This window comes from [Actinomadura] parvosata subsp. kistnae (genome assembly GCF_900323885.1).
GTDB classification, from domain to species: Bacteria; Actinomycetota; Actinomycetes; order Streptosporangiales; family Streptosporangiaceae; genus Nonomuraea; species Nonomuraea composti.
Genome location: NZ_OOHJ01000022.1, coordinates 87,069 through 107,367, shown reverse-complemented (window position 1 = coordinate 107,367; position 20,299 = coordinate 87,069). Strand labels below are relative to the sequence as shown.

Sequence of the window (20,299 nt, the reverse complement as noted above, 5' to 3'; positions counted from 1 at the left end):
GGGAGATGGACTTTCTGCGCCCCACGACGTGGGAGGAGGCGCTGGCCGCCAAGGCGGACCGGCCCGGCTCGGTGCCCATCCAGGGCGGCACCGACGTGATGGTGGAGATCAACTTCGACGTGCGCAGGCCGCCCGCGCTGCTCGACCTCACGCGGGTGGCCGAGCTGCGCGAGTGGTCGATGACCGGCGGGCTGTGCCGGGTGGGGGCCGGGGTGCCGTACGCGGCGGTCATCGGCGAGCTGGCCGGCCCGCTGCCGGGGCTGGCGCAGGCGGCCCGCACGGTCGGCTCGCCGCAGATCCGCAACCGCGGCACCGTCGGCGGCAACCTCGGCGCCGCCTCGCCCGCGGGCGACAGCCATCCGCCGCTGCTGGCGGCCGGGGCGGTGGTCGAGGTGGAGTCGCGCGAGCGGGGCGTGCGGATGATCCCGGCCGCCGAGTTCTATCTCGGGGTCAAGCGCAGCGCGCTGGAGCCGGACGAGCTGATCAGGGCCGTGCACGTGCCGCCCGCCACCGGGCCCCAGTACTTCTCCAAGGTCGGCACGCGCAACGCCATGGTGATCGCGGTGTGCTCGTTCGCGATCGCGCTGCACCCGCGCGAGCGGCGGGTCGGCACCGGCATCGGCTCGGCCGCGCCCACCCCGCGCCGCGCCCTGGAGGCGGAGGAGCTGCTGGCGGCGGAGCTCGACTGGGAGGCGCCGCTCGACCCGGCGCTGCTGCGGCGCTTCGGCGAGCTGTGCGCGCGGGCCGCCGCCCCCATCGACGACGTGCGCGGCACCGCCGCCTACCGCGTGCACGCCATCTCCGTGATGGCCCGCCGCACGCTCACCTGGGCCTGGAACGACCACCTGAAGGAGAGGGCCGCCTGATGCGGGTGACGCTGACCGTCAACGGCCGCGAGGAGAGCGCCGACGGCGTCTGGGAGGGCGAGAGCCTGCTGTACGTGCTGCGCGAGCGCCTCGGCCTGCCCGGCTCCAAGAACGCCTGCGAGCAGGGCGAGTGCGGCTCCTGCACCGTCTACCTCGACGGCGTGCCGGTCTGCGCCTGCCTGGTCGCCGCCGGGCAGGCCGAGGGCCGGGTGGTGCGTACCGTCGAGGGGCTGGCCGACGGCGACCGGCTCGACCCGGTGCAGGAGGCGTTCGTGGAGTGCGGGGCCGTGCAGTGCGGCTTCTGCACGCCCGGCCTCATCGTCCAGGCGCACGACCTGCTCGAACGGTGTCCCCGGCCGTCCGACGCGGAGATCAGGGAGGCGCTGGCGGGCAACCTGTGCCGGTGCACCGGCTACGAGAAGATCCTCGACGCGGTCCGCCTGGCCGCCGGCCGCAAGGAGGCACGATGATCATTGAGAACGTGTACGTGGCCCCCGTCGCCGGCCCCGAACTCGAATCCGGATATATCAGGATCGAGGGGGACCGGATCGCCGAAGTGGCGCCCGGCCCCGCACCCGACGCCCCCGGCGTCCCCAGGATCGACGGCACCGGCTGCCTGGCCACCCCCGGCCTCGTCAACACCCACCACCACCTCTACCAGTGGGCCTCCCAGGGCCTGGCCCAGGACGCCACGCTGTTCGAGTGGCTGGTGGCGCTCTACCCGGTGTGGGCCGCCATGGACGCCGAGGTCGTCGAGGGCGCCGCCACCGCCGGGCTGGGCTGGCTGGCCCTGTCGGGCTGCACCACCACCAGCGACCACCACTACGTCTTCCCCCAGGGCAGGGGCGACCTGCTGGCCGCCGAGATCGCCGCCGCCCGCCGGATCGGGCTGCGCTTCCACCCGGCCCGCGGCTCCATGGACCGCGGCGAGTCCCAGGGCGGCCTGCCGCCGGACGCCGTCGTCGAGAAGCTGGACGACATCCTGAGCGCCACCGCCGAGGCCGTGGACGCCTACCACGACCCGTCCTTCTCCTCGATGCTGCGCGTGGCGGTCGCGCCCTGCTCGCCGTTCTCGGCCAGCGCCGAGCTGATGACCGAGTCGGCCGCCCTGGCCAGGGACAAGGGCGTGCGGCTGCACACGCACCTCGCCGAGACCCTCGACGAGGAGGAGCACTGCCGCGAGCAGTTCGGCCTGCGGCCCGTCGACTACATGGCCAAGCTGGGCTGGCTCGGCCCCGACGTGTGGTTCGCCCACGCCGTGCACCTCAGCGACGACGACATCGGCACGCTGGCCGCCACCGGCACCGGCACCGCGCACTGCCCCTCCTCCAACGGGCGGCTCGGCGCCGGCATCGCCCGCGTCTCGGAGATGCTGCGGCGCGGCGCGCACGTCGGCCTCGGCGTGGACGGCAGCGCCTCCTCCGAGCTGACGCCGCTGGCCGGCGAGATGCGGCAGGCCCTGCTGTTCCAGCGCGCCAGGTACGGCCCCGACGCGCTCACCGCCCGCCAGGCCCTGGAGCTGGCCACTCTCGGCGGCGCCCGCAACCTCGGCCGCCAGCACGAACTCGGCTCACTGGAGCCCGGCAAGCTCGCCGACCTCGCCTTGTGGCGCGTGGACGGCCCCTACACCGCCGCCGTCGCCGACCCCGTCTGCGCCCTCGTCTTCGGCCCCACGCCGCCCCTGGCCAGGGTGCTGGTCGGCGGCCGCACGGTGGTGGCCGACGGCGAGCTGCGCACCGTCCCCCAGGACGAGGCGGGCCGCGCCGGTGCACGGGCGCACCGGCGCCTGACGGAGCTGGCCGAGCGACGCGGCATCACCGCCCCCAAGGAGATCCACCGCGACCACTAGGGTGACAATGTCCGGAACGAGAAGGAAAGGTGGTCCCGTGTCGGCGGAACTTCCAGACGAGCGGCTGGCCGAGCTCAAGATCGCGTTCACCTCGATCGACACCGACGGCGACGGCTACATCAGCGAGGCCGAGCTGAAGCGGCACTTCCCCGATCTGCCTCCGGAGGCGCTCGGCGCGATGAGCCAGGAGGCCGACTCCGACCAGGACGGCCGCTACTCCTTCGAGGAGTTCGTCCGCACGGTCTCGTAAGCCCCCAGCGGTCCGCCCTCGCCCGGGGCGGGATGTGATGATGAGTCACGCCTTCCTGCCCGCTCGCACCGGGCAGGAAGGCGTGTCTGGACATTGTTCATCATCAGGTGGGAGTTCGTAGTGGTTCAGCATGTTCTGGTCGCCCCCGACAAGTTCAAGGGGTCGCTGACGGCTGCCGAGGTCTGCTCCCGGGTGTCGGCCGGGCTCGGCGTGCCCACGGTCGAGCTCCCGGTCGCCGACGGCGGTGACGGCACCGTGGACGCCGCCGTGGCCTGCGGCTTCGAGCGGGTCACGATCGACGTCACCGGGCCGACCGGCGAGCGGGTCGCCGCCTCGTACGCCTGGCAGCCCGCCGGCACGGCCGTGGTCGAGCTGTCGGAGGCGTCGGGCCTGCGGCGGCTGCCCGGCGGGCGCGAGCCGCTGACCGCGACCAGTTACGGCACGGGCGAGCTGATCGCCGACGCCGTGTGCCGCGGCGCCAAGCGGGTGGTGCTCGGGCTGGGGGCAGCGCCTGCACCGACGGCGGCGCGGGCATGGCCCAGGCGCTCGGCGCCCGCCTGCTGGACGTCGAGGGGCGCGACCTGCCGAGGGGCGGCGCGGCGCTCAAGGAGCTGGCCCGCATCGACATGTCGGGCTTCATCGAGGTCTCCGGCGTCGAGTTCGTGGTCGCCAGCGACGTGGACAACCCGCTGCTCGGCCCGCACGGCGCCGCCGCCGTCTACGGCCCGCAGAAGGGCGCGACGCCCGACGACGTCCGGACGCTGGAGGCGGCGCTGGCCCGGCTGGCCGCCGTCGCCACCGCCACGCACGGGCTGATGGGCGCGGTCGAGCACGACGACGTCGTGCGCGCCATGGGGGTCGCGGGGGCGCCGGGCGCGGGCGCGGCCGGCGGGGTCGGGTTCGCGGCGCTGGCGTTCCTGCACGCCGAGATCAGGCCCGGCATCGACTACCTGCTCGACCTGCTCGGGTTCGGCGAGCTGGTCAAGGGGGCGCGCCTGGTGATCACCGGCGAGGGGTCGCTGGATGAGCAGTCGCTGCGCGGCAAGGCCCCCGTCGGCGTCGCCCAGGCCGCGGCCAGGGCCGGCGTGCCGGTGGTGGCCGTCTGCGGGCGCCGCACGCTCGCCGACGCCGAGCTGAAGGCCGCCGGCATCGAGGCCGCCTACGCCCTGACCGACCTGGAGCCCGACCCGGCCCGCTGCATGGCGGAGGCCGGGCCGCTGCTCGAACGCCTCGCGGCCCGGATCGCCGCCGACCGCCGGCTGGAGGGCGATGGATGACCCCGTTCGATCTCGTCGTCAGGTCGCGCAGGACCGTCACGCCCGAGGGGGAGCGCGCCGCCGCCGTCGCCGTGCGCGGCGAGAGGATCGCCGCCCTGTACGACTACGCCGCCCCCTTGCCCGCGGCCGAGGACGTGGACCTGCGCGACCTGGCGCTCCTGCCGGGCCTGGTCGACACGCACGTCCACGTCAACGAGCCCGGCCGTACGCACTGGGAGGGCTTCGACTCCGCCACCAGGGCGGCGGCGGCCGGCGGCGTCACCACGATCGTGGACATGCCGCTCAACTCCCTGCCGCCCGCCGTCTCCTGCGACGCGCTCGACGCCAAGCTGCGGGCCGCGGAGGGGCAGTGTCACGTGGACGTCGCGTTCTGGGGCGGGGCCGTCCCCGGCAACGTCAAGGACCTGGCGCCGCTGCACGGGCGCGGGGTGCGCGGGTTCAAGTGCTTCATGTCGCCGTCCGGGGTGGAGGAGTTCCCGCCGCTGGCCGACGGTGAGCTGCGGCTCGCGCTGGAGGAGGTCGCCGGGTTCGGCGGGCTGGTGATCGTGCACGCGGAGGACCCGGAGCTGCTGGCCGAGCCCGAGGGCCCGGCTACGCCGCGTTCCTGGCCTCGCGGCCCGGCGCCTCCGAGCGCAGCGCCGTCGCCCGGCTCGTGCGGCTGGCGGAGGAGACCGGCTGCCGGGTGCACGTCCTGCACGTCTCCAGCGCCGAATGCCTCGACGTGCTGGAGGCGGCGCAGGCGCGCGGCGTGCCGGTCTCCGCCGAGACGTGCCCCCACTACCTGACGCTGGCGGCCGAGCAGGTGCCCGAGGGCGGCACCGCGTACAAATGCTGCCCGCCGATCCGCTCGGAGTCCAACCGCGACCTGCTGTGGGACGGGCTGCGGCGCGGCGTGCTGAGCTGCGTCGTCTCCGACCACTCGCCCTCCACGGCCGACCTCAAGGTGCCCGACTTCGCCGCCGCCTGGGGCGGCATCTCCTCGCTCCAGCTCGGGCTGACGGCGGTCTGGACGGAGGCCGCCCGCCGCGGGCACGGGCTGGCGGACGTGGTCCGCTGGATGTCGGCCGCCCCCGCCGCCCTGGCGGGCATCGCCGGCAAGGGCGGCATCATGGCCGGGAACGACGCCGACCTCGTGGCGTTCGACCCCGCCGCCGACACCCTCGTGGACGCCGCCCGCCTCCACCACAGGAACCCCGTCACCCCCTACCACGGCCGCACGCTCAAGGGGGCCGTCCTGACCACCTGGCTGCGCGGCCGTCCGGTGGACGGCCGGCCGCACGGACGACCGATCCTGGAGGCCCGCGCATGAGTCCTTTCACCCGGCTGCCCGACCTGGCCCTGCGCACGCTCGGCGGCTCGGTCCTGGCCGCCAGCGACGAGTCGTTCGCCGAGAAGGAGAGCCTCATCAGGCCCGGCAGGCCCGGCTTCCGGCCCCAGACGTTCGGCAGCAAGGGGCAGGTCTACGACGGCTGGGAGACCCGGCGCCGGCGCGCGCCGGGGCACGACTGGGCGCTGGTGCGGCTCGGCATCCCCGGCGTGATCCGCGGGGTCGTGATCGACACGGCCTGGTTCAAGGGCAACTACCCCACCCACGCCTCCGTGGAGGCCGCCTGCGTCGAGGGGCACCCGTCGCCTGCGGAGGTGCTGGCGGCGGCCTGGACGGAGGTCGTGCCGCTGTCGAAGCTCACCGGCGACGCCGAGCACGCCTTCGACGTCCACGACGAGGGCCGCTACACCCACGTACGGCTGAACATCCACCCCGACGGAGGCGTCGCCCGGCTCCGCGTGCACGGCGAGGCCCGTCCCGACCTCAGCGTCCACGACGGCCTCGGGCTCGACCTGGCCGCGCTCGCCAACGGCGGGCTCGTCACCGCCTGCTCCGACGAGTTCTACTCCGCGCCCAACAACGTGCTCGCGCCCGGCCTGGCCCGGCACCAGGCGGAGGGCTGGGAGACCGCGCGGCGGCGCGACGGCGGCAACGACTGGCTCGTCATCCGGCTCGCCGGGCGCGGCGTCGTCCGGCTCGCCGAGATCGACACCACGAACCTGCTGTTCAACGCGCCCGCCGCGGTCACGCTGACGGGCCTCGACGGGGACCGCGAGATCGAGCTCCTGCCCAGGACCCGCCTGCAGCCCGACACGCCGCACCGCTTCCGGCTCGGGCGCGAGGAGCCGGTCACGCACGTCCGCGTGGACATCCACCCGGACGGCGGCCTGGCCAGGGTCCGCCTCCACGGACACCTGGCCTGAACTCCTACTGCCAGAGGTAGACGAGGCTGCCCGCGGGCCGCTCGCTGTTGGGCAGCGGCCGCTGGTACTGCACCACGCCGCCGCCGCCCAGCCGCTGCACCCGCACCTGGAACCCCAGGGCCTCCAGCTCGGCCTTCGCGTCGTTGACGTTCTTGCCGATCACCCCGGGCACCAGGGCGAACTGCTCGTCGTCGCGCGCCTCGCCGTGCCTGCGGAAGAAGTCCCAGATGTCGCTCTGGCAGCGCGACACCGTCACCATGACCTGCGCGCCCTTGTCGACCTCGGCCTTGGCCTTGGGCGCCTGCGCGATGACCGTGCACGGCTCGGCGTCGTCGTCGACCTCGTTGACCTGCACCCCGAAGCCCTGACGGGTCAGGAACTCGGCCGCCTGGTCCTTCGGCATCCCGCCCACGTCGGGCATGGTGAGCCCGGCGCTGACGTATATGACGACCTTGGTGCCCTCCTTGAGCTTCTCGCCCGCCTGCGGCGAGGTGCGGATCACCTTGTCGCGCTCGACGTCGGGGTTGGCCAGCCGCTTGACGCCGCCGACGTTCAGCCCCGCCTTGGCGATCTCGGCGCGGGCCTCGTTGGCGGTCTTGCCCTCGACGTTGGGCACCACGATGCGCTTGGGGCCGAGCGAGAGCACCACGGTGATCGTGGAGCCCTTCTCCAGCTCGACGTTCGCCGCCGGGTCGGTGCTCAGGACCAGGCCCTCGGCCACCTTCTCGTCGTACTGGCCGTCGGCCTTGCGCACCAGCAGCCCGGCGCCCGCGAGGTTCTTCTCCGCCACGGCGAGGTTCTGGCCGATCAGGTCGGGCACCTTGACGTACTCGGGCTGGGCGAAGTACCACCCCGTCAGCCCGACCGCCGCGACCATCACGACGGCCAGCGCCACCAGGAACCAGTTGGGGCGGAACCCGCGCCGCCGCTCCGGAGCCTCCGCCCGGGGCTGGACCAGCGTGTGCGCGGGCGCCGGCTGCGGCATCGACGCCGCGCCGGAGTGCGCGCCGTGCGGCGGCGCGGCCATGCCGGGTCCGGGGCCGGGGCCGGGGCCGGGATAGGCGCCCTGCGGCAGCGCCATCGTCGCGTGGGGCGCGGCGAGCGGCTGCGAGTGCGACATCACCGGGCCGGTGCCCGGCGGGATCGTCGTGCGCGGCAGCATGCGGTGCGCGTCGACCGCGGCCACCAGCATCGCCGTCGCGTCGGCGGGCCGGTGCTCGGGCTCGCGCGCGGTCGCGCTCGCCACCAGCGTGTCGACCAGCGGCGGCACCTCCGGCGCCACCGACGACGGCGCCGGCACCGTGTCGTGGACGTGCCGGTAGGCCACCGACATCGGGGTCTCCCCGTCGTACGGCTGCTGCCCCGTCACCAGCTCGAACAGCATGATGCCCGCGGCGTAGACGTCGCTGCGCACGTCGGCGGCGCCGGTGATGACCTGCTCCGGCGCCATGTAGCCGACCGTGCCGATCATCACGCCGGTACGGGTCTGGTTCGTCGCCTCGATCGCCTTGGCCAGGCCGAAGTCGACGACCTTGACCCGGCCGTCGTCGGTCATCAGGACGTTCTCGGGCTTGACGTCGCGGTGGACCATCCCGGCCTGGTGGGCGGCGCCGAGCGCGGCGAGCACCGGGATCATGATCTCGAGCGCCTCGCGGGCGGGCAGCCTGCCGCGCTCCCGCAGGATGTCGCGCAGGGTCCGGCCCGGGACGTACTCCATCGACAGGTAGACGACGTCGTTGTCGGTGCCCTGGTCGAAGACGTGCACCACGTTGGGGTGCGAGAGGCTGGCAACCGACTTGGCCTCGCCGATGAACCTTCTGACGAACGCAGGGTCCTCGGCGAGCGAGCGGTGCATGACCTTCAGCGCCACCGTCCGGTCGAGCCGGATGTCGAGCGCCAGGTAGACGGTCGCCATACCGCCCCGGGCGATCCGGCTCTCGATGCGGTAGCGCCCATCGAGGAGCCGCCCGACCAGGGGGTCCGCAGTCGTCGTATCCACCCCGCCGAGTTTACGGGCGTTTTGCCACCGGCATGGCCCTGGCGCCCGAAACCGATGCGGAGACGTTCTCCACGGAACGTCCCCGCCCGGTCGCGCAGCGGCATCGGCCCTGAAGGCGCGCCGCCGTCAAGGGGTCATCGGGGACGACGCCTCGGCGTAGCGGCGGCGCGGGATGCGGCCCGCCTGACGGGCCAGCCGCCCGGCCGTCACGGCCGCCTTCATGGCCGCCGCCATGAGGTCGGGCCGCTGCGCCCGGGTGACCGCCGTGGCCAGCAGGACGGCGTCGCAGCCCAGCTCCATCGCCAGCGCGGCGTCGCTGGCCGTGCCGATGCCCGCGTCGAGGATGACCGGCACCGAGGCGGCCTCCACGATGAGCTCGATGTTGTGCGGGTTGCGGATGCCGAGCCCCGAGCCGATCGGCGCCCCCAGGGGCATCACGGCGGCGCAGCCGGCCTGCTCCAGCCGCCGCGCCAGCGCCGGGTCGTCGCCGATGTACGGCAGCACCACGAACCCGTCGGCCACCAGCCGCTCGGCCGCGTCGAACGTCTCGATCGGGTCGGGCAGCAGCGTCCGCTCGTCGGCGATGACCTCCAGCTTGACCCAGTCGGTGCCCAGCGCCTCCCTGGCCAGCCGGGCCGTCAGCACGGCCTCGCCCGCGGTGAAGCAGCCCGCCGTATTCGGCAGGACCTTGATGTCGCGCTCGCGCAGCACGTCGAGGACGGAGCCGCGGGCGCCGGGGTCGAGCCGGCGCATCGCCACCGTGGTCAGCTCGGTGCCCGACGCCACCAGCGCCTGGTCGAGCACCTCCAGCGAGGGCGCGCCGCCGGTGCCCATGATGAGCCGGGAGGAGAACTTCTCCCCGGCGATGATCAGATCATCCACCTTGCACCGCCGTCAGCACCTCCACGCGGTCACGGTCGCGCAGCGCCGTCGTCTCCCAGGCGCCGCGCGTGACCACCTCGTCGTTCACGGCCACGGCCACTCCGGTGGTGGCCGAGGTCAGCGTGTGTACGGCCTGGGCCACGGTCATGCCGTCGGCCACCTCGTGGGTAGAGCCGTTGATCACAACAATCATGAAATTTCCCGAAATCTCCCTGGTGCGCACAGCGCCGCCAGCTCGCTCTCCTCGCCCAGCAGGATCGCGGTCGTGAGCGGGGCCAGCAGGACGCCGCCCCGGTGATGCCCCGTCGCGAACGCCAGCCCCGGCGTCCCGCTCGGGCCGATCAGCGGAAGGTTGTCCGGAGTGCCCGGACGCAGCCCCGCCACCACGTCGGCGACCTCCAGCTCGGTGACGCCCGGCACCAGCTCCCTGGCGTCGCGCAGCAGCTCGTAGAGCCCGCCCGCCGTCACCTTCGTGTCGAAGCCCATCTCCTCCTGCGTGGCCCCGACCACGAGCTCGCCGTCGCCCCGGGGGACCAGGTAGACGGACGAGCCGTGCACGGTGCCGCGTACACACCGGCGCAGCAGCGGCTGCGGCGAGCGCAACCGCATGATCTGCCCCTTGACCGGCCGCACCGGCACCTCGGCCAGCTCCGAGCTCCACGCCCCGGCCGCCACCACGACCCGCTCACCCCGCACCTCGCCGGGCACCTCTCCCCGGCCGTGCTCATGCTCGTGCTCGGGCTCCGAGGACGGCGGGGCGAGGCGTACCCCCGCGACCCTGCCGCCCTCGTACAGGAGCCCGGTCGCGCGCGCCCGCACCACGGGGACGTCCAGCCGCTCCAGCGCGGCCAGCAGGGCCGCCGTCACGCGCCGCGGGTCCACCCACGCGTCGCCCGGCGCGAGCAGGCCGCCGCGCACGGACGGGGCCAGCATGGGCTCCAGGCGGCGGCACTCACGGCCCGTGAGCCGCTCGACCGGCAGGTCCAGCTTCTCCATGTACGCGGCCAGCTCGCCCAGCGCGGCCATGTCGTCGGCCCCGAACGCGACATCGAGGGTTCCGTCGGCCCGCAGGTCCAGCGCCCGCACCTCGGCCGGCGCCGCCCCGGCACCCGAACCCGTCCCGGCACCCGGCCCCGTGACCAGGCCCGTCGCGTCGCCCTCGCCGGTGAAGCCCGCGTCGGCGGCCAGCTCGGCGGCGAAGGCCGGCCAGCGCCGCAGCGAGGCCACCCCCAGCCGCAGCAACGGCCCCTCGGTGTAGGTCACCTCGCTGACCGGCGCGAGCATCCCCGCCGCCGCGTACGAGGCCCCCTTGCCGGGAGCCGGATCCACCACGGTGACGGGCCGCCCCTCGCGCGCCATCCGCCAGGCCACCGAGAGCCCGACGACCCCGCCACCCACGATCACATCCACCTGCGCTCCCTTCGCCGGCATGATCCGGATCAGGTGTCTTGCGGTCGAAGGCCCGTGAAAGCCTTCCTCTCAGCCCGGTGAACGGCCGGACTCCCGCGCGTCTTACCCGAACAGCCTACGGCCTCGGTGCGACGCCCGGGCACGCCCCCCGTTATGGTCATGAGCGTGAACCATGTCGTGGTGGTGGGAGCCGGCCTGGCCGGAGTGCGTACGGTGGAGGCCCTGCGCGGGCGCGGCTTCACCGGCCGGATCACGCTGATCGGCGAGGAGCGCCATCGGCCCTATGACCGTCCGCCGCTGTCCAAGGCGGTGCTGAAGGGCGACGCCGACACCAGCTACGTCGACACCGACCTCGACGCGCTCGGCGTCGAGTTCTGGGCGGGCGTCGCCGCCAAGTCGCTGCGTCCCGGCGTCGTGGAGACCACCGAGGGCGAGGTCCCCTACGACGGCCTCGTGATCTCCACCGGCGCCGACCCGATCCGGCTGCCCGGCGACGGCCCGCAGCACGTCCTGCGCACCATCGACGACGCCCACGAGCTGCGCGCCGTGCTCGTCCCCGGCGCCCGCGTCGCGATCATCGGCGCCGGCTGGATCGGCGCCGAGGTCGCCACCGCCGCCCGCCGCGCCGACTGCGAGGTCACGGTCATCGAGAGCGCCGCCACGCCGCTGTCGACCGCCGTCGGCACCGAGATCGGCGGGCGCACCCTGCCCTGGTACGACGGCATCGACCTGCGGCTCGGCGTCATGGTCGACTCCGTCGACGAGGGCGGCGTACGGCTGGTCGGCGGCGAGTTCGTCGACGCGCACGTCGTCGTCACCGGCATCGGCGTCCGCCCCGCCGTCGAATGGCTCGCCGACGCCGACATCGACCTGCACAACGGCGTCGTCACCGACGAGCACCTGCGCGCCTCGCTGCCCGGCGTCGTCGCCGTCGGCGACTGCGCCGCCTGGTGGTCGCGCCGCTGGCGCACCCGCCTGCGGGTCGAGCACTGGGACACCGCCCTCAACGCCCCCGAGGTCGCCGCCGCCACGCTGCTGGGCGAGGAGGCGGTGTACGACCCGGTGCCGTACTTCTGGTCCGAGCAGTTCGGGCACATGCTCCAGTACGCCGGCCACCACCCCGCGGGCGACCGGCTCATCTATCGCGGCGAACCCGAGGACAAATGGTCGGCCGTCTGGCTCACCGCCGACGACACCCTCGCCGCCGTCCTCGCCGTGGACCGGCCGCGCGATCTCGTCCAAGGACGCCGTATCATCGACGCCGGGTCCCGTCTCGACGCGGAACGCCTGGTAGATCCACAAGTACCCCTACGGGATTGTGTTGTTTGAGCAAGCACGCCATGTGGTAGTTGTGGTTTCGTGACGCTTTCTGTTGCACAGATCGACCGGGAGACCGACCAGCTCGTAGACGAGTGGCTCACCCTCCCCGAAGTGGCCTCGCGCCTCGATCTCCCGATCGGGCGGGCCAAGCAACTCCTCCGGGACCACAAGCTCCTCGGCGTACGCCGGGGCAGCGGCGGGCCGCAGGTGCCCGCGGTGTTCCTCGACGGAAAGGACGTGATGAAGGGCCTGCCAGGCACGCTCACCGTGTTGCAGGACGCCGGCTACGACGACGTCGAGGCGCTGCGCTGGCTCTTCACCCCAGACGAGTCCCTGCCGGGGTCGCCCATCGAGGCGATCAAGGCCGGCCGTCACACTGAGGTCAAGCGGCGTGCCCAAGCCCTCGCTTTCTGAGGCCCGCCTCTATCTCTGCACAGACGGCCGCCGCGACCGCGGCGATCTGGCAGAGTTCCTCGACTCGGTGCTGGCCGGCGGCGTGGACATCATCCAGCTGCGGGAGAAGGGCCTGGAGGCCCGCGAAGAACTCGCCCTCCTCGAAGTCTTCCGCGACGCCTGCGACCGGCACGGCAAGCTGCTGGCCGTCAACGACCGGGCGGACATCGCCTACGCCGCCCGGCCCGACGTGCTCCACCTGGGGCAGGACGACCTTCCTGTGACGGTCGCGCGAGAGATACTCGGCGACGACATCGTCATCGGACGGTCCACCCACTCCACCGCCGAGGCATCCGCCGCGGCCGTGGAGGAGGGCGTCGACTACTTCTGCTGCGGCCCCATCTGGCCCACCCCGACCAAGCCCGGCCGCCCGGCCCCCGGCCCGCCGCTGCTCCGGCACGCGGCGTCGCTGGACACCCCGCGGCCGTGGTTCGGCATCGGCGGCATCGACCTCGCCAACCTCGACGAGGTCCTGTCGCTGGGGGTGCGGCGCGTGGTGGTCGTCCGCGCGATCACCGAGGCCGACGACCCGGGGGCGGCGGCCGCGGAGTTCGCCAAGCGCCTGGCCACCGCCTGACCACTCGGGCGCCCGCCCGCACCGCGGGCGCCCACCGACCCGCCGCGCCCTGAACGCGTCAGAAGGCGCCGCTCGTATCCCGGCGCCGCCCTCACACGCGCGCCCCCCTCGGCGGGCGGGTGTGCGTCATCGCGCTGCCGTCCGCCGCGCCGCTCCGCGCTGCGGGGTGTGGCGCTGCGCGATCCCGTCCGTGACCCTCGCGCTGCGCACGGTCGCCGGCCCGGTCCTCGCCTCACGCAGCGGCGCCGCACGCAGCGCGCCTCACGCCGCACGCGGCACGCCTCACACGGCACGCGGCACGCGGCACGCGGTGCGCCTGACGCGGCACGCGGTGCGCCTGACGCGGCAGGCGGCGCGCCTCACGCGGCACGTGGCGCGGCGGTTGCCGTGGCGGCTACGTGCTCCGGCGCGCTTCGCTCGGGGCACCGCGCCACCCCGCCCGTCGCCGTCGCCCTGCGCGGCGCCCGCATCGCGGCGGTAGCCTGCGTGGGCCTGTGCTGCGCCGCCACGTGCGCCCGCCACTCCCGCCCGTCACTCTCGCCCTGCGGATCGCTCGCATCACGGTGGTCGCCTGCGTGGGCCTGTGCTGCGCCGCACGTGTGCCCGCCACTCCGGCCCGTCACCGCCGGTGAAGGGTGGTCAGGTTTTGCGGGAGGTGGCGGCGATGGCGAGCTCGGTGAGTGCCTTGCGGGCCTCGGGGGTGACCGGGGACGACTCCAGGGCCGAGAGGGCCTGGCTCAGGTAGTCGCCGATCAGGTCCTCGCACTCCTGCAAGGCCCCCGTGCCCTCGATGATCCGCCGGAGCGTGGCGACGCCGGCCTCGTCCAGGCCCGGATCCCCCAGGAGGAGGCGGACGGTGTCGGCGTCGGCGGGGGAGGCGGCGGCGAGGGTGCGGGCGACGAGCATGGTGCGCTTGCCTTCCCGCAGGTCGTCGCCGGCGGGTTTGCCGGTCTGGGCGGGGTCGCCGAAGACGCCGAGGATGTCGTCGCGGAGCTGGAAGGCGATCCCGACGCGCCGCCCGTAGCCGGTGCACAGCTCGTCCATCCAGGGCGTGAGCTCGCGGGCGGCGAGGGCGAGGCCGAGCCTGAGCGGCTGCTCCACCGAGTACTTGCCGCTCTTGAACAGCGCCACCCGCAGCGCGGACTCGAAGGTGTTCTCGCCGTGGGCCTGCTCCAGCAGGTCGAGGTACTGGCCGCACATGAGCTCGCTGCGCATGTGGTCGTGGACGGGCTGGGCGGCGTCGAGGGCTTCGCGGGGCAGGCCGCTGGTGCGCCACATCTCGCCGGACCAGATGAGGAGCAGGTTGCCGAGCAGGATGGCGGCGCCTTCGCCGAACTGCTCGGCCGAGCCGTGCCAGCCGGACTTCTCGTGCATGGCCTGGAAGCGGCGGTGCGCGGACGGCATGCCCCGGCGCAGGTCGCTCTTATCCATCACGTCGTCGTGCACGAGCGCGCTGGCCTGGAGCAGCTCCAGGGAGGCGGCGGCGGTGAAGACGCCGGGCTCGTCGGTGCCGCCGGCGCCGCGCCAGCCCCAGTAGCAGAACGCCGGGCGCAGCCGCTTGCCGCCGGACAGCAGCTCGTCGGCGGCCGTGCGCAGCGGCGCGAACTCGGGGTCGCCGCCCGAGGGCAGTTTCCGCTCGACGAACTCCGCGAGGGCGCGCTCCACCTGCGCGCGCAGGGTCTCCATGCCGGCGGCGTGAGTGGTCATGCCCCTGAGACTAGTGGCCGCGGGGACAGGTCAGGATCTCCAGGTGGCTGCTCTCACCCGCTGGTTCGCACATGTGACGGTAACCTTGGCTCATGGCGCTTGGTCGATCCTCCATCCGGCCCGATCGTGTTCCCACCGTCCGCGAGATGCTCGCCTCCGGTGGCCGGTCGTTCTCGTTCGAGTTCTTCCCCCCGAAGACCGACGAGGGCGCGCGGCAGCTCTGGCGGGCGATCAGGGAGCTGGAGTCGTTGCGTCCGACCTTCGTGTCGGTCACGTACGGCGCCGGCGGCTCCACCCGTGACCGTACCGTCGACATCGTGGAGCGCATCGCCCACGACACCACTCTCACTCCTGTGGCGCACTTCACCGCCGTCAACCACTCGGTCCGCGAGCTGCGTCACCTCGTGGGCCGCTTCGCCGACGCCGGGGTGCGCAACATCCTGGCCGTGCGCGGCGACCCGCCGGGCGACCCGATGGGCGAGTGGGTCCAGCACCCGGAGGGCGTCCTGTACGCCGAGGAGCTGGTGCGGCTGATCCGGCAGGCGGGCGACTTCTGTGTCGGCGTGGCCGCCTTCCCTTACAAGCATCCGCGCTCGCCGTCCGTCGAGTCCGACGTCGAATACTTCGTACGCAAGTGCCGGGCCGGGGCCGACTACGCGATCACCCAGATGTTCTTCCAGGCCGACGACTACCTGCGGCTGCGTGACCGGGTGGCGGCCAAGGGGTGTGACACGCCGATCATCCCGTGCATCATGCCGGTCACGCAGATGAGCACGATCGCCCGCTCCGAGCAGCTTTCGGGGGCGCCGTTCCCGCCCGACGTGGCGGCGCGGTTCGAGGCGGTCAAGGACGATCCGGCGGCGGTGCGGCAGCTCGGCATCGAGCACGGCGCCGAGCTGTGCCAGCGGCTGCTCGACGAGGGTGCGCCGGGGATCCACTTCATCACGTTCAACCGGTCGAGCGCGTCGCGCGAGGTGTTCCAGCGGCTGGAGCGGGTGCCGGCCGCCACATGAGCGACGCTCACCAAAGGTGAGCGCCCGCGAGGGGTGAGCGCCCGAGAGGGGTGAGCGCCCGTAAGAGGTGAGCGCCCATGAAGCGTGAGCGCCCGCCACCCGTCCGCAGGGGGACCGGGCGGGTGACGGGCAAGGGCCGTCGGCCGGCGGGTAAAGGGCCGGTCACGTGCTGTCATCGAGCATGCCCTGCGTCATGCGACGGCAAACCCGCAGGTCATGGCTTTACAAAGGCAGCGGCCTGCCCGCGATGGCGTACTCCTCGGAGCCGCCGGGGAAGACGAACCTGGTCAGCAGGTCGGTGAAGCCCATGCTGGCGTACAGGTGGCGGGCGGCGGTGGGCTGGTCGTGGGTGGACAGCACGGCGGAGCGTTCGCGGCGGCCGGCGCAGAGGGTCCGGATCATGGCGCGCCCGATGCCCTTGCCCTGGTAGTCGGGGTGGACGTGGATCTCGGCCAGCTCGAACGCGTGCCCCATCCAGGCGTTGGCGGCCTCCGTGCCCATCCGGTCCTCCAGGCCCCGGAGGACGACGTCGTGCCACCATTGCCCGGGTGCGCCGCGAAATCCGTACGCGAAGCCGACGGTCAGAGGTTCCGGGGCGGGCGCATCTGGGGATGATTCACGCAATTCCGCGAAATAGCACTGAAAATGGGGATATGTCGCGTGATTTCGCATGATGGTCTTGCGGCCGGTGATCTGATCCTCCGGCGGATTCATGGCCGCCGTGTAAATGTCGATCACCGTATCCAGCCGCTCGGCGAACTCGGCCGGACCGGCCCCGCGAAACTCGATCACCCGTCGCACACTACTCGACGTCCACAGGCGTGCCCCCGGTGATGCGCACGAGCTCGTCGAACGTCGTCGGGAACACCGTGTGCGGATGCCCGCCCGCGGCCCACACCACCTCGTGCTTGCCCAGCCAGTTGTCGACCAGGGTGCGCACGGGCGCCGGATGCCCGACCGGGGCCACCCCGCCGATGGGCTGCCCGGTGGCCTGCCGGACGAACTCCGGCGTCGCCCGGCGTACCTTCCGCACACCCGCCGTGCGGGCGATCAGCTCGACGTCGACGCGGTGCGCGCCGCTGGTCAGCACGAGCAGCGGCGCGCCGTCGGCGTCGAAGATGAGGCTGTTGGCGATCGCGCCCACCTCGCAGCCGAGCTGCGCCGCCGCGGTCGCGGCCGTGGGCGCCTTCTCCGGCAGGACCACGATCTCACCGGCGGCCCCCAGTGCGCGCAGGGCGGACTCGACGAGGACGGCGTTCGCGGGCAACTTCTCAGGCATGGAGACACTCTAAACAGGTTGACGCCTCTATTACCCATTCCGGGGGAGTGGTGTATGGTCCCCTGATCCGATCTTTAGGAGAGGTGGTACGGGTGCGGGTTCGACGGCTGCCCGGGGTGGCTGCTCTTCTGACGGCCGGTGTGGTCGTCGTCTCGGGCTGCGGCACGCAGCACATGGAACGTCCGGCACAAACACCCCTCCCACCCGTCCCCTCTCCCGCGGCCGCCCAACAAGGCCCGGCCGCCGCGCCTGAAGCCGCCGTCACCGCGCCGCGCAAGACGCTCAGGCTGGGCGCCAAGGGCAAGGCCGTCACCTGGATGCAGAAGCGGCTGACCGAGCTCGGCTACCGCCCCGGCAAGGCCGACGGCCAGTACGGCGGCACCACGCTGGCCGCCGTGTGGGCGTTCCAGAAGGTCAACGGCATCAAGCCGACCAGCACGATCGCCAAGCGCACCTGGGAGGCGCTGGAAGCGCCGCGCGCCCCCAAGGTCCTGGTCCCCGGCGGCAAGGCGACCCGCGCCGAGGTCAACCTCACCAAGCAGATCATGGTCCTGTACGTGCGCGGCCAGGTGAAGCTCATCACCCACATCTCCTCCGGCAGCGGCATCCCCTACTGCGAGACCACCACCTGGCAGGGCAAGGAGCAGCGCTTCTGCGGCTCGGCCCGCACGCCCACGGGCAACTACCGCACCACGTGGCGGGTGAGCGGCTGGCACAAGTCGTACCTGGGCGAGCTGTACAACCCGATCTTCTTCAACGGCGGCATCGCCTTCCACGGCGCGCTGTCGGTGCCGCTCTACCCGGCCTCCCACGGGTGCGTGCGCATGCCCATGAACGTGGCCGGGGAGCTGCCCGGCCTGCTCGGCAAGGGCGTCCCGGTGCACGTCAGGGGGGCGTACAAGCGCGCCTGAACCCGTACGAGCCTGCCCGTCCCCGCATAACCTCCGCATAACCGGAAACGGTGACAGGCCGGTTATCCGCCCTCTGGTGAGCTTCCCCCGGACATTGGGGGGATCTCATGACGACGGCTTTCATGGTGGACACGCCCGCTCCGCCCGTCCGCGGACGGAGCGGCGCGGCCGGGGCGCGGGTGTGGTGGCTGCTCGCCGCCGGCTGGCTCGCGCAGGTCGCGCTGCGGCTGTGGCTGAACCGCTACCACACCATGCCCGTGGCGAACCCGGACGAGACCGGCTACCTCCTGGCCGCCCGATGGCTGGCCGGCGGCGCCGGGGCCGACCTGTCCGGCTCCACCTTCTACCAGGCCGGGTACGCGCTGCTGCTCGTCCCCATCTTCTGGCTCACCTCGGACCCGGCACTGGCGTACCGGCTGGCCGTCGGGGCAGGGGCGATGGCGGCGGCGAGCGCGTACCCGGCGGCGTACGTGCTGCTGCGGCGGCTGCGGCTGGACCGGCGGGCGGCCCTGGTCGCCGCGTTCGTGGCGGGTCTGTCGCCCGCGCTGCTGGTGTTCTCGGGGTTCGCGCTGGCCGACGCGATCCTGCCCGTGGTCGTGCTCGCCTGGTTGACCGCCCTGCACGACCTGGTCGCGGGCGGGGCTGAGCGGCGGCGGGTGGTGGCCGGGGTCGTGGCGGGCGGGCTGGGGGCGTACGCGATGGCGACGCACCTGCGCGGCACCGTGATCGTGGCGGTGTGCCTGCTCGTGGCCGTCGCGCTCTGGCGCAGGCTGCCGCGCGCCGCCCTGATCGCGACGCTGGCGAGCGCCGTCGCGGGCGCGGTGGCGGGGGACGCGCTCAACGCGGCGCTGCGGGCCGCGCTCTACCCCGGCGGCCCCCGGGACCTGTCGGCGCTGCTGGTCGAGCGCCTCACCAGCGTGGACGGCCAGGCGTGGGCTCTGTCCGGCGCGGCCGGCCAGCTCTGGTACCTCGTCACCGGCACGTGGGGCCTGGCCGGCGTCGGGCTCGCGGGCGCGGCGGCCCTGCTCGCCCGCCGTTCGGCCCCGCTCGCGCCGCGCGTCCTCGCGGGAGCGCTGCTGGCGGCGACCCTGGGCATCGCGTACGCCTCCTCGGCCGCCTTGCCAGACGAGCACCGGGTCGGCAACTTCGCCTACGGCCGCTACCTGTCGTGCGTCGCCGTGGCCTGGACCCTCGCGGGCCTGCTCACCCTCCTGCGCGCCCGGCGGCTCGCGGTGGCGCGGTGCGCGCTCGCCGCCGCCGGGCTGCTCGCCGTGACCGGCGGCGTGACGGCCTGGTACGCGGGGGACCGGCTGCACCGGCACGCGTTCATCGCCTTCGACTTCCCCGAAGTGATCTTCCTCACCCGGACGTTCGACGCGCTCGACCTGGTCACCGCCTCCCTTTCGGCCCTGGCCCTGCTGGCCTGCCTGACGGCCGCGGCCCTGCTCGCACGGCCGGCGACGGCGACTCCGGCAGGCCGGCCCGCGACGGCGGTCGTGGGCGTGCTGGCGCTGATCCACCTCGCGTTCATCGCGCACCTGGCGCCCAGCCCGCCCGCCGCCGGCCCCGACTGGCTGCCCGCGCCCGCGCCGCCCGGGCGGGTGGCGGTGGAGGCCGGGGTGCGGTGGAACGTGTGGGTCCCGCTGTCGTACCGGGTGTGGTGGACCGGGATCGAGCGCTTCCACGGCACGACGCCTCCCGAAGGAATCTGCACCGCCGTCGTCCAAGAGGACGCCGGGCCGCCGCCCGAGGGCTGGACCGTCACCGGCGCCCGCCACGGCTGGGCGACCTGGTCCCGCTGCTAGCCCTCACTCAGTCCTCGCTGTCAAGGCCGTGGCCGGCGTCCCAGCGGGCGCGGGCGTCGTCCATGGCGTCCTTGTGCTCGCGCGACCAGTCGGCCAGCCGCCGCACGGCCTCGGCGAGGCTGCGGCCCATGGGCGTGAGCCGGTATTCGACCTGCGGCGGGATCGTCGGGTACGCCGTCCGCTCGACGAGCCCGTCCCGGCACAGCCGCCGGGTCGTCAACGTCAGCATGCGCTGCGAGATGCCGGGCACCGCCCGGTGCAGCTCCCTGAAGCGCCGCACCCCCTTGGACAGCTCCACCAGCACCAGCACCGTCCACTTGTCGCCGATGCGGTCGAGCACGTCCCTGATGCCGCAGTCGTCGTCCCCGCAGGGCCCCGTGACCTGCCCCTCGACCTGAGGGGTTACCTCGGTGTGCGCGACTGACATGAAAGTGCCTCCTTACGGCGGGCG

19 protein-coding genes, 2 pseudogenes and 1 riboswitch are annotated in these 20,299 nt (G+C 73.7%); of the genes and pseudogenes, 13 read left to right on the top strand and 8 right to left on the bottom strand.

What is annotated here, in order from left to right:
* Positions 1 to 5: 5 nt before the first annotated feature.
* The 7 genes and pseudogenes from KIS93_RS43230 to alc all read left to right on the top strand — a co-directional run bounded on the left by KIS93_RS43230 (position 6) and on the right by alc (position 6,492).
* Positions 6 to 866, top strand: coding sequence for an FAD binding domain-containing protein (locus KIS93_RS43230; RefSeq protein WP_080041128.1), 861 nt, complete (start codon positions 6 to 8; stop codon positions 864 to 866).
* On the top strand, positions 866 to 1,336 hold the full coding sequence (locus KIS93_RS43225) for a (2Fe-2S)-binding protein (RefSeq protein ID WP_080041127.1): 471 nt from the start codon (positions 866 to 868) through the stop codon (positions 1,334 to 1,336). The genes KIS93_RS43230 and KIS93_RS43225 overlap by 1 nt, the downstream gene beginning before the upstream one ends.
* Complete coding sequence (locus tag KIS93_RS43220) at positions 1,333 to 2,715, top strand: 8-oxoguanine deaminase (protein ID WP_186404761.1); 1,383 nt, start codon at positions 1,333 to 1,335, stop codon at positions 2,713 to 2,715. The genes KIS93_RS43225 and KIS93_RS43220 overlap by 4 nt, the downstream gene beginning before the upstream one ends.
* Positions 2,716 to 2,752: 37 nt before the next feature.
* On the top strand, positions 2,753 to 2,965 hold the full coding sequence (locus KIS93_RS43215; protein WP_080041126.1) for an EF-hand domain-containing protein: 213 nt from the start codon (positions 2,753 to 2,755) through the stop codon (positions 2,963 to 2,965).
* A gap of 120 nt (positions 2,966 to 3,085) precedes the next feature.
* Positions 3,086 to 4,242, top strand: a pseudogene (locus KIS93_RS69255) (glycerate kinase).
* Positions 4,239 to 5,551, top strand: a pseudogene (gene allB, locus KIS93_RS43205) (allantoinase AllB). Before KIS93_RS69255 ends, allB begins: the two co-directional pseudogenes overlap by 4 nt.
* On the top strand, positions 5,548 to 6,492 hold the full coding sequence (alc, locus tag KIS93_RS43200; protein WP_080041124.1) for an allantoicase: 945 nt from the start codon (positions 5,548 to 5,550) through the stop codon (positions 6,490 to 6,492). Before allB ends, alc begins: the two are co-directional and overlap by 4 nt.
* 4 nt (positions 6,493 to 6,496) lie before the next feature.
* Here alc and pknB read toward each other — a convergent pair whose 3' ends face one another.
* From pknB to KIS93_RS43180, 4 genes are all read right to left on the bottom strand, one after another.
* Positions 6,497 to 8,491 (bottom strand): Stk1 family PASTA domain-containing Ser/Thr kinase, encoded by a 1,995-nt coding sequence (gene pknB, locus KIS93_RS43195; RefSeq protein ID WP_080041123.1) that lies wholly within the window; start codon positions 8,489 to 8,491, stop codon positions 6,497 to 6,499.
* 126 nt (positions 8,492 to 8,617) lie between these two features.
* Entirely contained in the window at positions 8,618 to 9,373 is a 756-nt protein-coding gene (locus KIS93_RS43190) for a thiazole synthase (RefSeq protein ID WP_080041122.1), read from the bottom strand.
* Positions 9,366 to 9,566 carry a sulfur carrier protein ThiS gene (gene thiS / locus KIS93_RS43185; protein ID WP_185106778.1) on the bottom strand — a complete coding sequence of 67 codons (201 nt, stop codon included), beginning with the start codon at positions 9,564 to 9,566 and terminating at the stop codon, positions 9,366 to 9,368. Before thiS ends, KIS93_RS43190 begins: the two co-directional genes overlap by 8 nt.
* Complete coding sequence (locus tag KIS93_RS43180) at positions 9,563 to 10,804, bottom strand: FAD-dependent oxidoreductase (protein WP_155128153.1); 1,242 nt, start codon at positions 10,802 to 10,804, stop codon at positions 9,563 to 9,565. Before KIS93_RS43180 ends, thiS begins: the two co-directional genes overlap by 4 nt.
* Positions 10,773 to 10,890, bottom strand: a riboswitch (TPP riboswitch). (Overlaps the previous gene by 32 nt.)
* A gap of 52 nt (positions 10,891 to 10,942) precedes the next feature.
* Here KIS93_RS43180 and KIS93_RS43175 point away from each other — a divergent pair.
* Genes KIS93_RS43175 through thiE form a run of 3 tightly spaced genes read left to right on the top strand, consistent with a single transcriptional unit; the run spans position 10,943 to position 13,133 of the window.
* Positions 10,943 to 12,112, top strand: a complete 1,170-nt coding sequence (locus KIS93_RS43175; RefSeq protein ID WP_329607755.1) for an NAD(P)/FAD-dependent oxidoreductase — start codon at positions 10,943 to 10,945, stop codon at positions 12,110 to 12,112.
* 30 nt (positions 12,113 to 12,142) lie between these two features.
* The gene (locus tag KIS93_RS43170; RefSeq protein WP_080041120.1) at positions 12,143 to 12,517 is read left to right on the top strand and encodes an Rv2175c family DNA-binding protein; all 375 of its coding nucleotides are present in this window, start codon (positions 12,143 to 12,145) and stop codon (positions 12,515 to 12,517) included.
* Positions 12,495 to 13,133, top strand: a complete 639-nt coding sequence (gene thiE / locus KIS93_RS43165; protein WP_080041119.1) for a thiamine phosphate synthase — start codon at positions 12,495 to 12,497, stop codon at positions 13,131 to 13,133. Before KIS93_RS43170 ends, thiE begins: the two co-directional genes overlap by 23 nt.
* 639 nt (positions 13,134 to 13,772) lie before the next feature.
* Here the strand turns inward: thiE and KIS93_RS43160 are convergent.
* The gene (locus KIS93_RS43160; RefSeq protein WP_080041118.1) at positions 13,773 to 14,840 is read right to left on the bottom strand and encodes a polyprenyl synthetase family protein; all 1,068 of its coding nucleotides are present in this window, start codon (positions 14,838 to 14,840) and stop codon (positions 13,773 to 13,775) included.
* Between the two features lie 92 nt (positions 14,841 to 14,932).
* On the opposite strand from KIS93_RS43160, the gene metF reads away from it, so the two are divergent.
* Positions 14,933 to 15,853: a methylenetetrahydrofolate reductase [NAD(P)H] gene (gene metF, locus KIS93_RS43155; RefSeq protein WP_080041117.1), complete on the top strand. Its 921-nt coding sequence runs from the start codon at positions 14,933 to 14,935 to the stop codon at positions 15,851 to 15,853.
* 222 nt (positions 15,854 to 16,075) lie between these two features.
* Here metF and KIS93_RS43150 read toward each other — a convergent pair whose 3' ends face one another.
* Positions 16,076 to 16,654: a GNAT family N-acetyltransferase gene (locus KIS93_RS43150; RefSeq protein ID WP_335673926.1), complete on the bottom strand. Its 579-nt coding sequence runs from the start codon at positions 16,652 to 16,654 to the stop codon at positions 16,076 to 16,078.
* A gap of 1 nt (position 16,655) precedes the next feature.
* Positions 16,656 to 17,132 carry a YbaK/EbsC family protein gene (locus tag KIS93_RS43145; protein WP_080041116.1) on the bottom strand — a complete coding sequence of 159 codons (477 nt, stop codon included), beginning with the start codon at positions 17,130 to 17,132 and terminating at the stop codon, positions 16,656 to 16,658.
* A gap of 92 nt (positions 17,133 to 17,224) precedes the next feature.
* On the opposite strand from KIS93_RS43145, the gene KIS93_RS43140 reads away from it, so the two are divergent.
* The gene (locus KIS93_RS43140) at positions 17,225 to 18,043 is read left to right on the top strand and encodes a L,D-transpeptidase family protein (RefSeq protein WP_230466412.1); all 819 of its coding nucleotides are present in this window, start codon (positions 17,225 to 17,227) and stop codon (positions 18,041 to 18,043) included.
* 107 nt (positions 18,044 to 18,150) lie between these two features.
* Positions 18,151 to 19,848: a hypothetical protein gene (locus KIS93_RS43135; RefSeq protein WP_155128150.1), complete on the top strand. Its 1,698-nt coding sequence runs from the start codon at positions 18,151 to 18,153 to the stop codon at positions 19,846 to 19,848.
* Between the two features lie 7 nt (positions 19,849 to 19,855).
* Here KIS93_RS43135 and KIS93_RS43130 read toward each other — a convergent pair whose 3' ends face one another.
* On the bottom strand, positions 19,856 to 20,275 hold the full coding sequence (locus KIS93_RS43130) for a winged helix-turn-helix transcriptional regulator (protein WP_080041113.1): 420 nt from the start codon (positions 20,273 to 20,275) through the stop codon (positions 19,856 to 19,858).
* Positions 20,276 to 20,299 lie beyond the last annotated feature (24 nt).